10 protein-coding genes are annotated in these 13,585 nt (G+C 52.5%); 1 reads left to right on the plus strand and 9 read right to left on the minus strand.

The genetic code is table 11. The features are described from left to right. Positions 1-1,372: 1,372 nt before the first annotated feature. Entirely contained in the window at positions 1,373-3,808 is a 2,436-nt protein-coding gene (locus FRY98_RS06865; RefSeq protein ID WP_170287042.1) for an outer membrane protein assembly factor BamB family protein, read from the minus strand. A gap of 101 nt (positions 3,809-3,909) precedes the next feature. Further along, positions 3,910-4,842 carry a DMT family transporter gene (locus FRY98_RS06870; RefSeq protein ID WP_148450932.1) on the minus strand — a complete coding sequence of 311 codons (933 nt, stop codon included), beginning with the start codon at positions 4,840-4,842 and terminating at the stop codon, positions 3,910-3,912. A gap of 131 nt (positions 4,843-4,973) precedes the next feature. Here FRY98_RS06870 and pdxR point away from each other — a divergent pair, with 131 nt between their 5' ends. Beyond that, a complete protein-coding gene (gene pdxR, locus FRY98_RS06875; protein ID WP_148450933.1) occupies positions 4,974-6,449 on the plus strand; it encodes a MocR-like pyridoxine biosynthesis transcription factor PdxR in 1,476 nt (491 codons plus the stop codon). Here pdxR and FRY98_RS06880 read toward each other — a convergent pair. The 7 genes from FRY98_RS06880 to FRY98_RS06905 all read right to left on the minus strand — a co-directional run bounded on the left by FRY98_RS06880 (position 6,446) and on the right by FRY98_RS06905 (position 13,530). Continuing rightward, a complete protein-coding gene (locus FRY98_RS06880; RefSeq protein ID WP_148450934.1) occupies positions 6,446-7,216 on the minus strand; it encodes a protein-glutamine gamma-glutamyltransferase in 771 nt (256 codons plus the stop codon). The two genes, pdxR and FRY98_RS06880, sit on opposite strands and share 4 nt — an antisense overlap. Before the next feature lie 216 nt (positions 7,217-7,432). Then, entirely contained in the window at positions 7,433-7,573 is a 141-nt protein-coding gene (locus FRY98_RS28390) for a hypothetical protein (RefSeq protein ID WP_170287043.1), read from the minus strand. A 21-nt stretch (positions 7,574-7,594) separates the two neighbouring features. After that, a complete protein-coding gene (locus FRY98_RS06885; protein ID WP_148450935.1) occupies positions 7,595-8,119 on the minus strand; it encodes a DL-endopeptidase inhibitor IseA family protein in 525 nt (174 codons plus the stop codon). Positions 8,120-8,140: 21 nt separating this feature from the next. Beyond that, positions 8,141-9,196 carry a hypothetical protein gene (locus tag FRY98_RS06890; protein WP_148450936.1) on the minus strand — a complete coding sequence of 352 codons (1,056 nt, stop codon included), beginning with the start codon at positions 9,194-9,196 and terminating at the stop codon, positions 8,141-8,143. A 155-nt stretch (positions 9,197-9,351) separates the two neighbouring features. Next, positions 9,352-9,567 (minus strand): hypothetical protein, encoded by a 216-nt coding sequence (locus FRY98_RS06895; RefSeq protein WP_148450937.1) that lies wholly within the window; start codon positions 9,565-9,567, stop codon positions 9,352-9,354. Positions 9,568-9,619: 52 nt separating this feature from the next. Continuing rightward, positions 9,620-11,194, minus strand: coding sequence for a hypothetical protein (locus FRY98_RS06900; protein ID WP_148450938.1), 1,575 nt, complete (start codon positions 11,192-11,194; stop codon positions 9,620-9,622). Next, positions 11,191-13,530 (minus strand): NlpC/P60 family protein, encoded by a 2,340-nt coding sequence (locus tag FRY98_RS06905; RefSeq protein ID WP_148450939.1) that lies wholly within the window; start codon positions 13,528-13,530, stop codon positions 11,191-11,193. The genes FRY98_RS06900 and FRY98_RS06905 overlap by 4 nt, the downstream gene beginning before the upstream one ends. Between the last annotated feature and the right edge of the window lie 55 nt (positions 13,531-13,585).

Below are 13,585 nucleotides of genomic sequence, written 5' to 3' on the forward strand. Positions count from 1 at the left end.
ATGCGATGTGAAGAGAACCAGAAACACCACGATTCGGCCATCGCCGTTTCTAACGGAAATAATAGCCGCTATTTCGCGCAAAATCACACTTTTAGATTTCTAACGGAAATAATAGCGCCTATTTGGCCTCATTCCCTCCGTAATGACCTCTTTTTGCCGAAATAGCAGCTATGGCTTCCGTTAGAATTTCTAATCCGCCGTTTTGGACGAAATAGCGGCTATAGTTTCCGTTAGAATCCTCTGATGAGAGGACGGGGCGGCCACACTCGCGGCAACACCGGCCAAGAGACCAAGTTGCCCCCTATGAGCGCCAGCATCTTCGGCAGCTACAGCCGCTGCTGGCCAATTGGCCTTAAACGGCCACGTCGGCCCGGTCGCATCAGCAACTCCGGCAGAGGAGCCGAACCCATTTTTTTGGCTTTTCGGTTTTTAACGGCCACCGTGGCCACAATCGGCCATCACCGTTTCTAACGGAACTAATAGCTGCTATTTCGCGCAAAATCACACTTTTAGATTTCTAACGGAAATAATAGCGCCTATTTGGCCTCATTCCCTCCGTAATGACCTCTTTTTGCCAAAATAGCAGCTATGGCTTCCGTTAGAATTCTCTGCTGAGTGGTCGGGGCGGCCATACTCGCGGCGGCACCGGCCAAGAGACCAAGTTGCCCCTAGCAGCGCCAGCACCTTCGGCAGCTACGGCCGCTGTTGGCCAATTGGCCTTAAACGGCCACGGTGGACCGGTCGCATTAGCAACTCCGGCAGAGGGCCGAACCCGGTTTTTCGGCTTTTCGGTTTTTAACGGCCGCCGTGGCCACAATCGGCCATCACCGTTTCTAACGGAACTAATAGCCGCTATTTCGCGCAAAATCACACTTTCGGATTTTTAACGGAAATAATAGCGCCTATTTGGCCTCATTCCCGCCGTAATGACCTCTTTTTGCCGAAATAGCAGCTATGGCTTCCGTTAGAATTTCTAATCCGCCGTTTTGGACGAAATAGCGGCTATAGTTTCCGTTAGAATCCTCTGCTGAGTGGTCGGGGCGGCCACACTCGCGGCGGCACCGGCCAAGAGACCAAGTTGCCCCTAGCAGCGCCAGCACCTTCGGCAGCTACGGCCGCTGTTGGCCAATTGGCCTTAAACGGCCGCGGTGGCCCGGTCGCATCAGCAACTCCGACGGCTAGTGCCAAGGTCGGCCCAAAACGGCCAGGGTGCCCGATATCATCAGCACCTTCAACAACTGCGGTCGAAGGTGCCCAGTCGCCCCAACACAGCCGCGGTGACCAGGGATCATCAGCACCCTCGACGGCCAAGGCCAAGTTTGCCTAGTCATCATCCTAGTCGGCCACATTGTGCGCAATCGCCACGGGACGGCTATCGCTCCCCGACCTTCTCCAGCGCCTTGGCATCGAAACGGAGGAAGCCACCGTTGGCCGTGCCGACGTAAATGTCGTCGCCCGACCGGTTCAGCGTTCCGTTCCGGGTTTCGTGATCGCGCAACTCCGCGTAACCGGTTTTTACGTCGGCCACGCGGCCCAACAGTTTCCCGGTCTTCTTGTCGAGTATCAGCAGATCCTGGCCGAACGGGTACAGAAGCGTCTGCTCCAACACCATGAAGCTGCCCGCCGCCAAAGCGGACAAATCCGCCGCCTCAGAAGCGCTGTTCGGCATAATCCACAGCATTTTACCGGTTTTTGCCTCCACAGCCGCCGGTAATCCATTGATCGTCAGGTAGAGGATATCTCCCTCCAGTTCGCCCTTGCTGCCTTTGCCGGAGATTCGCCATAGCTCCTTCCCCGCGTCGGCATCGTACCACTTCGTTTCGAACGAGGTCGCTCCCCAATAATCGGCGCTGTCCAACGGGTGTTGGACCAGCAAATAGCGGCCGCCCGCCAGCTCTTCAAAACGTTCTCCGGGCACCACCGGATATTCGGCCTGCACTTTGCCCGTCGAAAGGTCCAGCCTCTTCCAGCTGTCGCCGATCAAAATCCAGCGTCTGTCCGGGTCCGGTCCGGTGAACGGATCGATTCTGGGGCCTCCCGCAAAATAAGGATCTGCGGAGTAATCGTGCGCCTGTCCTCCTTCCGACTCGATCGACCAGGCCGTTGCGCCGCTTTCCGGATCCAGCGCCCGCAGCTTTGCTCCCTCCCCGATCAGCACGTAAGGGTCCGCTGCGCCGCAGTTCAGCACTCGCACCCCTTCGCCAAACGTGGACTCCCACCGGGTTCGTCCGTTTCGAGCGTCCAGCACGCTCAGCTTCGTGCTCGTCTTCCGCTGAACGTCTCTGGAATCGTTCCGGGTTGTAACCAGGATGACGGCATCCCGTGCCGCCCACATGTCCATCTGGTTATCCTCCCCGAACCGCTGTTCCCACAGCACTTCGCCGTCGGACAACCTTACCCGGCGAATCCGGTTGTCGTACTGCTTCTCCTCGGGAGTGTAAGAGGTGAATACAGTGGCCTCCTCCCCGGAAGGATCCAGGTACGCTTGTAACCGGCCATATCCGGCGTTAATCTGCCAGCGCGTCTTCCCGTTTTCCTTATCAACGGCATACAGGGAAGCGTCATAGTGATCACCGCTGAATCCGCCGTCGTCCCCGTTGAGCAGCAGGACTTCTTTTCCCGCTCCAAGGAGATAGGTATAGGCCAACGTGCCTGAATTTCTCCACTCCGGCTGCACTTCCCGCGTTTGAGGGAGCGAAGTTACGGTATAATCCTGGGTAAAAAGATAATCATCCCCCGCGAACGGGCGGCTTGTATACCGATCCGAGCCGGGAAATACCCAGCGGGCGGCCGCCAGTTTGCCGGCCGGAGTAAACGTGACCAGTAAATGGGCGTCTTCCCGTTCATACCGCCAACTGGAGCCCAAAGTGATCGGCTTTCCGCCTTCTTTTTGCAGATTTCCGGAAACTTCCGTCAGCTTCGGATCTCCCAGCCATTTTTTCACCTTGGCGGCATCGTCTCCCGGTTTCAGCACCTGCAAGATCAAGCTTTGCAGCGTGTCAAGGTCCGGGACTGTACCCGGGCCTTCCTCCTTCAAGAGAGGCAGCGGAACGGCTGTCGTCTGGGCCACGTCCTTATCGCGAACCCAAAGCATAGCCGGACGATAGGCCTCATACGCATCTTCCGCATACCAAACCGCGGGGGGAACGATAACGCCGTACCAATCCTTCCACCGCGCGACAGCCACAAAGGTGTCGTCTCCGGTTCCGCTTCCGGTTTTCCATCGGGCCTTGCTGCGCGGTGTCAGCGAAAGCTCGCCTTCTTTGCGCAGCGTTACATACATCGGTTCGATCGATTCGGTGCTCCCGGCGGCTTCGGAAATATACCATTGCGGGATCCAAAGGGTTCCCCGTTCATAAGTATGGAACGACAGCATTTCGCCGGAAACGGACGAAATCATAAACTTTTCTCCCGGCTCGCCTATATAAGTGGCGTTCATTTGCCGAAGATCGGTACCGCTATGGACCGCCCTGGAAAAAAGCGGACTCTGAAAACGTATTTCCATCATATCCCCAGGTTTGGGAAGAGTTTTAAGCCACAGCCATTCGGAAGAGGCGGATTCTCCACTTGTTGGCGGCTTGGATACGGCCAAGCCTTCCCCGTTCTTCGTCGGCTGTCCCGCCAAGAAATCCGGAAGGCCGCTCACCGCTTCGTTCAGCGCGGCTGCCGCAACCGGGGCCGAAGCTGAAGCCGTTAATGCGGGAACTGTCCCGCCGACCAGACAAATCAGGGCCAAACTTCCCTTGATTCCATGGATTAAAGAAAAGCCCGGCCGCTTTCCCGCCGGGGGTTGCTTTGGTTTTGCCACTTCGGGTATCCCCCTTTTTTCCTGTCTATACCATTTTAGACGCATATCATGGAAAAAAGTTCTACGCTCCGCAGGCCTTCCCTACTCGCCCCGGTTCCAACTTACTGGACCTGCATGGTCTTATTGCGGGACCGCTTGGGCAGCCCGATCAGCACCATTCCACAAACGACCATTCCCCCGCCGGCAGCCTGCCACAGATCGATACGTTCCCCCAGCAAAACGAGCGCCAATACCATCGAGGTCAAGGGCATCATGCCGGAATAAGCGGCGGCGGTAAAGGCGGAAGAGCGCCGGATCCCCGCATACCAGCAAATAAAAGCCAGCGCCGTCACGACCCATCCGTACCACAACAGCGCGAGCCAGCCGGTTAAATCGAGGGTCGACAAGGCGGCAAACGGCCGTTCTCCCAGAGCCGGGACCAGGGAAACCATAAAGGCTGCTGCCGTAACGAGCGTCGTCTGGGCGACGGGGTCCACGGCTGCTTTCGGCTTCTTCCCCTCGCGGCTGGCGGCGCGAGAAAATATATTGAATAAGGACTCGCTTGCCGCCGCCCCGAGTACGAGCAGGTTTCCGGCCAGATGGCTGGCGGCCAGCGGATTCCCTACCCCCGGTTCTCCCTGAATCAGCAAAATCCCCCCGACCGTACTGCCGATCCCGACCGCGACTTTGGCATTCAGGGATTCTCTAAGCAGCACCCAGGCCAACAAGGCGGTGATCGCCGGCGCCGTTCCGGTTAACAGCCCGGCCTCCCCGGCGCTCGTATAGTCGAGGCCGGTCAACAGCAGCGCGCGGAACAGAAAGATCCCGAAGCAGGCCTGCAGCGCAACCATGCCCCACTCGCTCCACCCCATCTGCCGGATGGCCTGTCCCAAACGTTTTCCATACACCGGAACCAGCACGCCCAGCCCCAACAGCAAACTGACCGACGTGATGGTAAAAGCCCCCAACCCCGCGGCGAAACGGGCCGAGACCACGGATGTTCCGGCAAGAGTAAAGGCGAGAAGCAGGTAGATTTCTCCTTGTTTTTGTTTCATGCGAACCCTCCTGTTTTGTCACTTGCGAAAACGGCATGATATAATCATAGCCAATTACTGGACCGTTCCAAGGTCCATTTCAGTATGAATTTGACCAGACCAGTTGGCCGTAAAAAAAGAGGAGGGTTACCATGTGGGGCATTGAGCTTCAGCGCGAATCCGGCAGCGGGATACCGCTGTCGCGGCAAATTTATCAGCAGATCAGCCGTTCCATTCTTGACGGCGTTATCCCGCCCTATGAAGCGCTGCCGTCGACCCGCGAGCTAGCCCGAACGCTCGGCGTGTCCCGGCACACGGTTAGCGAGGCCTACGACATGCTGCTGGCGGAGGGCTATGTCTGCAGCCGCCAAGGGGCGCCGACCCGCGTAGTGGACGGCCTGCGTCTGGAGCGTGCTGCCGGCGGCCCCGCCCGGGATGAGGACGGGACCTATACGCAGGCAGGCGTCGGGGCGGAGACGGCCGTTGGCGGCTACGCGGCGGATTTCAAGACGGGACAGCCCGATCTTCGGCGATTTCCCAAGTATGTATGGACCCGGCTGCAATCGGAGGCGTTTTCGCAGCTTGCGTTGGAGGGGCTCGGCTACGGCAGTCCGGACGGCTATGAGCCGCTGCGGAAAGAGATCGCGGCCTGGCTGTTTCGGAGCCGGGGCATCCGGGTGCCGGCCGGGCATATTTTTGTGACGGCGGGGGCTACCCAGGCCCTGAATCTTCTGGCGGATTTGCTTCACCGCGAGGGCAAAGAATTCGTGATTGAGGACCCCTGCCATCCCGGGATTTTGAATCTGCTCCGCAACCGGGGATTCAAGTACCGCCCGGCTCCGGTGGATGAGCACGGCCTGGTCGTGGAGGGCGCTGAGGCGCTCTTCCGGCACGAAAGCGGAAACGGCGATGGCGGCGGCATTTCCGCGGTATACGTTACGCCCTCCCACCAATTCCCGCTGGGCGGCATCCTGCCGGCCAACCGGCGGATTGCGCTGCTCCGGCTGGCCCGGGAGAACTCTTTTTACGTCATCGAGGACGATTATGATTGCGAGTTCCGGTATGGGGGAGCCCCGATCACGCCGCTGTACGCATTGGATGCCGAGCGGGTCATCTATGTCGGAACCTTCAGCAAGACGGTGTTCCCGTCGCTCCGCCTCGGTTTCGCCATCCTGCCCGAGCCCCTGCACCAGCGGTGGAGGTTCTTGCGCATGTACGCGGATGTCCAATGCCCGATCGTGGAGCAGGCCGCTTTGGCCGAATTTTTGCGCACGCGAAAAATGGACCGCCACGTCAGCCGTCTGCGCAAAATCTACGGACGGCGGCGCGAGGCCCTGTTGGAGGCGGTGAAGCGCCGTTTTGGCCGGGCCGTCCTCCGGGTGTGGGGCGACAACGCCGGCCTGCATCTGGCGCTGCAGTTCGCCGAGGGGAGATACGGCAAGGATTTTTCCAGGAAGGCTCGGAAGGAAGGGATTCGCCTCTCTTCGGTCAACCAATATTCGATTGCCCGCCGCGACCAACATATGGACAAACTCCTGCTCGGCTATGGCCATCTGGAGCCCGAGGAAATCCGTTCGGGGATCGACCGTTTACATGATTTCTGGCATCGCGGTTTGCCCTGGATCTAAAGGGAGTACAGCCTGCTGCCGATGCGGGCCGACACGTTGCTCAGCCCTAAAGTATAGGCATAGTCCAGCGTCTCCACCTGGTCCAATCGATAGGCGGAAACCGTGCTTCCCGGTCTTCTTTTGGTATTGAGCTCGGCGATGATCTCCGCCCCGGAGCGGAGTCCCATGCCGTGGGCGAAATAATTTCCGTCCGGCAGCAAAATCCCGTTCTCCCCGCGCCACTCGGGCGTGTTCGGATCGAAATCGGGGTTTTTGAAATAGACGACATCGCCCGGAAACGCCTCTCCGCCGGGAACGGAAATAATGCGCAGGTCGCTGTCATATTTCCAATCGTACAACAGCAATCCGCCAAAATAAGCATTAAACGCCGGTTCCCCGATGGCCTCCAGCACCCCCTTGTACAGAGCAATGACCATAGCGGTAGCGCATTCGAACGCATACGCCCACCCGTTGCGATAAATGTCGCGGATCCCCTCCGCAGGGGTTACATCGTTACGCAGGCGGAAACCGCCGTTATCCAACCGGGTCCAATACCTCTCGTTGCACCGGGAATTCGCGAACGTGGAGAATCGCGCGCCGCTACGGTAGAGACCTACGGCCGCCTCCACGATCCGGCTCCGCGTCCTGAGTTCAAATTCCAGCACCTGGACGGAACGATACGGATACGTCACCGGGCTGGCCTGTTTAAGGCGGAGAATTTCACGCTCCGTACCGCTAAGCTCCAATCCGTCCACCTGTTCCATTTCCCCGGGGGGAAGAAGAATCATGTCTGTCACCTCGTTTATCGCCGGACACCGAGCTTTCTTCGCTCCGGCAAATTTCACTGCATTTATTCCCTTGGGCTATTGTACGCTCATGAGGTGGAATGCGTGAATGGATGGGTAAGGCAGGCGGTATTGCGCACAGCCAAACAAAAAGCCAGCCCCTTGCATCCCCATTTCACACGATTGGCGGCTGCTTGGACTGACTTTGAGAAAATGAAATTACAAAAAATCGACCGGATGCGCGTTAAGCTTCCACTTTTGATTTTCATAGATAAACGGCACCTGAATCAACCGCGACTCCCCTTCGGCTTCCGGCACATCGTATTCGAAAACTTTGGTGCTGCCTTTGTCCTCGACCACCCGGGACAGCTTCGCTTTCTCTCAATCGGTCAGAGCGCTGACATCATAAGGCATATATGCGAGCTTCCCGTCTTTCTCCACCACTGTATCCGAATCGACCCATTCCGTAATCAGGGCATCGGCATATGAAGGCTCGAGATATTCCTTTATCTTGTCCTTGGTGTTCATGTCATCGCAGAAAAAATAGTACCCCAGCGGATCGTCCCCAATCTGGCGCTCTTCCAGCGGCTTGCACTTCTTACCGCCATCATAGAAAACCGTGAAGAAACGGGTAACCCCTTCATCCCGTAATTTTAGCGCCGCTTCTCCATCGAGCGGGGGAATCACGTCATCTCCCTCATCGTCCGTCCCCCAGCCCATCTCGTCCTCGGGGGTTACCAGAAGTTCGGAGGGATCTTTCTGGTCGGCGGTGTTTTCCTGCGTTTCACCTTTTTGTCCGTTGCTTGGGCCCGCGTTTGGAACGGCACTTTTGGAGCTGCAGCCCACGGCGGCCAAGAGTAAAATCATTACCGCTACAATCTGTAACCAAAATCGAGCTTGTTTCAATTTAAGCACTCCAGTCTTCTTTTACCTATTATGCAGTTCCTTAACTTCCCCGCTATCCAGCTCAATGAACACCTGGGCCGTCTCTTCTTTTTGACCGAACCAGTCGATAGGAACCACGGCATCGTACAATGTCCAATTATCCGTATTCATTTCATCGATATTGATGTACTCCGATTTTTTCAACTCGACTTCCTTCCCGTCCGCTTTCATCCATACCCGTTTCACCGTGAAGTCCTTACTGTAGAGATGAACTGCAAGATTCATTTGCTCGGAATGATTCGTATTGTAGGCAAGGACATACGTATCATAGAGCTTGGCGTATTCATCCGGATTCCCGCTAAACAAACTGATCAGATTCCGAAACGGGTAAATATCTTCCGCCCACTCCATATCCGCCTCGCCGCCCGATTGAACGGAAGCGGGGTACAGTTCATCCTTGTTGGCGGTTCGCATAGGCTCACACGCACGGCTAAACGTCTCCGACGCAGCCGGACCTCCCCCTCCGCCTTCGGGTTCCGGGGCCAATTTCTCGAGAAATTCCCCACGGCTGGAGTAGTAGCTATCCTCATCCGAAATGGTCAGCTTAACCGGTTCGCTTATTTGCCCCGAGTCCGCATAGAAAAGTCTCTTGCTCTCTTCCGAAAACACCGGGATAATGGCCGCCAAATTGACGGTATCCGAGGTCCAGACCGGGTTCGTCCTAAACGCGGCAAACCGGCTGAAATCGGAGTCGAGCCGTTCGTTGGTCCAATACCTGTAAAGTGTATATTCATAAGGGGCAACGACCGTGTTTTCCTGCATCTGTACTTTGTCAGCCGCTAAAGAAATGTAAGGAAAATAAGGAACCGGCTCCTCGCCAACTTCCGCGTCCAGGGCCCGGAAACATGCGGAAGCTTTTTCGGCCAGATCCCCGGCTTTGTCCTGATTTGGCACCTGTACGGGCGAATTTTTCGGATTGTTTTGTCTTACATTGGAAGGGTTGCTGCTATCTAACGGTTGATTGCCTGACGGGCTGTTGGAACAGCCCGTCAGCAGAGCCACCCCGACACATATTAAAACTAGAAGCGCGCTTCTCATGGTTTCTCATTCATCTCCCTGTTTCCATTCCCCTTATTTGTAGGGATGAAGCTCATCGGCCATCAATCCTCCGACTTATTAGCCTCTATGTGCTGGACGTCTTCGATATCCATAAGCATCTTCGTTACTTCTTCCTCTTCTTCCACATACTTAGATTATGAAAAATATCGATTTGATCCTCGTATTGCTTGATAACATATTTCCCTTTCCACGACCAATATGCTTCCTTCTGTTTTACCTGAAGGGCTTGAGGTGTTCTCCATTGCTACAGAATTTTTGATATTCCCTGCACTACTAGCTTCATTTTTACAACCACCTAGAACTGTAATAATGATTGCTACTAATATCATTTTAAAAGCTTTATTTTTCATATGCTCACCACTTAGCTGGATTTGATAGGGCATGCGTTTCGCCCATTTCCCGTTATTCTCCCGGGTTGTAGCTACTTAAAAACTCCAATACAAGGATTGAAGCCTCAGTGAGCGGCATCTTCTTAATGAACGATAACAAATCATCGTAAGAACTTACCAATTTCTTGGTAGCCTCATCTAAAGAAGCCTGGTCCTCTTCATTCATCGCTTCAAAGTTACCTTGTTTGTAGTAATCCCTCGAATCCATCAGTTGCTGTATCAGCTCGTTAAACTTCGCTTCGATTGATTTCGAGCCCATATTGGAATCCAGCTGTTGCAAATATCCATAGAGCACAGCATCGATCATGCTGCCTTGTCGAATAGACATATGCGACCACATCGTCCCTCCACCTTCGGAATAATAGTGCCAGTCATACCAACTACTGTTGAGGTCTGAAATACTCGCTCGCAAGTCAGACACTTCTTTCCCTTTGATAGAGTTGTCGGATACCATATCGTTAACTTTTTCCGTAAAACATTTTCCAAATTCCGAATAAGCCTCATCCATTCCCGCCTCAGAGGGATCTTCCGAATGATTTTGATAGTATTGTTCAAATGCTTTGAAAATGTCCTTCAGTTCTGCGACTTTGGGGAGAGAATCAGTACAAACGGAGGAAGATCCGGAAGTATTCGTGTTCCCCAGCTCATCATTCGACTTGAAAGTATCCAACATCTTTTCAACCTCCGTTTCCATAGTCAAAAAAAACTTGGCTTCCTCTTGATCGCTCGGCTTGTTAGTCGCCAGTGTCTTAGCTGCTACAACCCCATCCTCATTTTTAGATATGATCTTATACTTGGCTTGATCCGCATCTTCCCATTCGCTTACATTCATAGATACGATTTCTACCAGGGGATAAGCTTCCTTTTTACCTAGATATGAAATGGTATACGTATCCACTGTTTCACGAAGCGATATCTTTCCTACCCAGTTCCTCGGGAGCTGGAATGAACCACGGGATGTTTGAATTTCACTAGCGCTTCGCAAGGTTGGCTCCTGATCGTAATATCCCCAGGAACTCAACTTCATTTTGGAGGAAGCATCATACACGTTCTTGGTAGAAAAAATAACACTAGCCTCTTTTAAGGGATAGATAATACTGAAGCGATCCTCTGCTTCGGGGTCTTCTATGATCATGGTTTCGCCAACGTTTTTCATAATGTCCGAAAACGTCATCCCTCCTCTCGTCTCGCCAAAGTGGATCGAATTGGTTTCCGCAACTTCTACATGGCTAACCGGGATTTCGTCTTCTCCTGTCAAATAAAAGACCAGACCGGCTTTGTCCAATTTGACCCACGACATCCCTGTCGCTGAATCAGTTCCTTCTATTGGGGCTTCCTTATAATCCTGCTGTAATTTCTGAACTAAAGCTTTTTTGTCCAGATCAAAATACGCGATAAATTTGTTAAAGAACTCCGAGTTTTTCAAATCATACTCCGAGGCAAATCGGCCAGTTTCGGTATTCGTTGCTGTTGCTGAATTTTTTGTATCCGCCTGCGTCCCTTTGGACGGTCCTGTTTTTGCCCCACATGCTGTAAATGCTAGTAAACTTAATATAATTATTGTCAGTATTACTCCTTTTGTCTTCACTTGATCATTCCCACCTTTTTACCTTTTTGACCGTAGACGTTGCCGTCATCACCAATAATACGGCGTACCGAAATGGGTTTTTGCGTTGTCAACCAGTACCCCTTAAGCTCAGAGACTTTTACGTTTCCTCCTTTTTTATTTGAACCGCTCTCATGTATAAACTTTCCATCGCCCAGATAGAAACCAACATGACCTACCGTGGATGAATTAGGAGAAGTAAATAAAATCAGATCACCCTTTTTTAATTTGGAAATATTAAAGTTTCCAGCCCCTTTTTTGTCTTTTGTCCACACTTCCAGACCTGATCCAATCTGGGTCCGGGTATTGGCACCGATATCGATATTTGACCCTACATCCAAGTCACGCAGTATGGTTCTATAAATAGCAGAGGTAAAATCCGAACAATCCATAGCTTTTGGCGGTGAATCAGGATCCATATACTTAGGACGGTTACTGTCCATGTAATATGGAACTTTACCTTGAAACTTTTTAGCTAAATCGAGTACCTTTTCCCGGACTTCATCAACTCCCTGGGCAGATTTGGACGGAACGCTCTGCTGCGGCTTAGGTTGAGTGTTTTCTTTATTAGGGCTTACTTGGTTAGGAGCCTCAGTTAATGACAATAACATTACGGCAACCCCTGGATTGTCATCTTTGACAGGACCGTAAGTAAAGACATTATCTTTATAGTATTTTCCTTCCAGTGGAATGTTCGTACCGCTAAATACATAAACGCTGTTCACCTTATGATTAATATAACCAAGGCCGTTGTAACACTCGGCGTAGGTCATCATCTTGGCGATATCCTTAGTTGAATGATTTATCCCCACTTTGTCACGAACAGATTTTTTCATATTAATAGCATGAATCGCCGCTTCTTCCCAATCTGTAAAAAAGATTCCTTTCGGAACATGGACAGTTTTCTTACCGAGTGGATCTCCATTATGCAAGTACGTATCAAAGTTACCGGAACCTTCTCTCCAATGAATTGCGGCAATTAATTCGGGAGGAATCCCCGTTTTTTTAGATACAGCTTCATACTTGTGTTTGTACTTGGCATAGTGCTGTTGAAATTTCTTTAAAGAATTCATCACAGCTTTGTTGGTCTGATCTTGTGTAATGTAGGGTAAAAGCCATGTATTACGTGCATATATAGCTTGAATCTTCTTATTTTTATCCTCTATCCCTTTAATCCTTGTGTTTGTACTTTTTAAATCGGCAAGATCAAGCGGTTTAGATGGTTTTGAATTTGGAGAGGGAGTCTTATTCTCTTTCTCTTTTGTTTTCAGATAAGTTCCCGCCGGCCCTGCTCCCATCCACAGCTCCCGATAGTCCACATCATCGACCATCTCCGAGGAGAGAGAATACTTGGTTTTCAGAGCCGTCCTGAGTTTTTCGGCATAGGCGTGGGCGCCGTCCATTTCTTTTTGCATGTTTTTAGCTTTGTATTCATGCCAAGCGGTTTGGGAACGGCCAATTTCGGTCAAAAGCTTGTGAATTTCGCCCAATTGGGATTTGGCCCACGCCCCTTCCTTCCCGCCTTTCATCATCAATCCCAGCAAATATATGTATTGGTTGTCCTTCGGCATCTCCATCGGTATAAATTTACCGTCTTTAGTAATGGAAAAAGAAGGATCGTAAGAACAGGCCTGAATCGGCGCTCCGGAAAACAGGTGGCTTAACTTGACCTCTTTTCCATAATATTTCTCGTCAATCCCCAAACCCTTTAAGACTTTTCGTAGTCTCTCCGCTTCTTTGTGGGCCCCCTCCATCAACAGCTTGTTGTTGAACGCTTTGTAGACGGAATAAGCCATTTGGGCCCGGCCAATGTCATATCTCGCCTTAAAAATCGTGTCCAGCTTTTGCTTGGCCTCTTGCTTTTCCTCCTCCGTCCCATGAAGGGCTTGCTGATGGAGTTTTTGTACAACCGGATCGTCAAACAACGGATCCTTCAGATATTTTGCGGCACCGTCTCCGGTAAACGCCCCGGTTTTTCCATAATAAGAAGAAGGGAAAGCGAAGTGCTGCTGTATCGTTTTTTTGACCGATTCTTCACTGTCCAGATAGGTCTGGGAGACTTGCGTCAGTCCTTTGGCTTTCTGGTGCAACGATGAAGTTAATATTCTCGCGGAGTCTGTCACCTCGCGTAAGCTGTCCTCCACAGCGTCCAGGGCGCGCTGCACTTCCCTCTCTTCATCATACCGACCTCGAAGGTCCTGGAGAAATCGGTATAAACTCTGATGCACCCTACGTTCCCCGTCTTCGGTGCCGTCCCCCAAACCTTTCAGCTTTAGGGAGAGCTCATCTATTTTGGTCGGATCTACCTTGATACTCATGGCTTTGTTCCTTTCCTAAAAATTTTAAAGCTCCTCACCACCCCAAAATGTAATG

This window comes from Paenibacillus faecis, assembly GCF_008084145.1.
GTDB classification, from domain to species: domain Bacteria; phylum Bacillota; class Bacilli; order Paenibacillales; family Paenibacillaceae; genus Fontibacillus; species Fontibacillus faecis.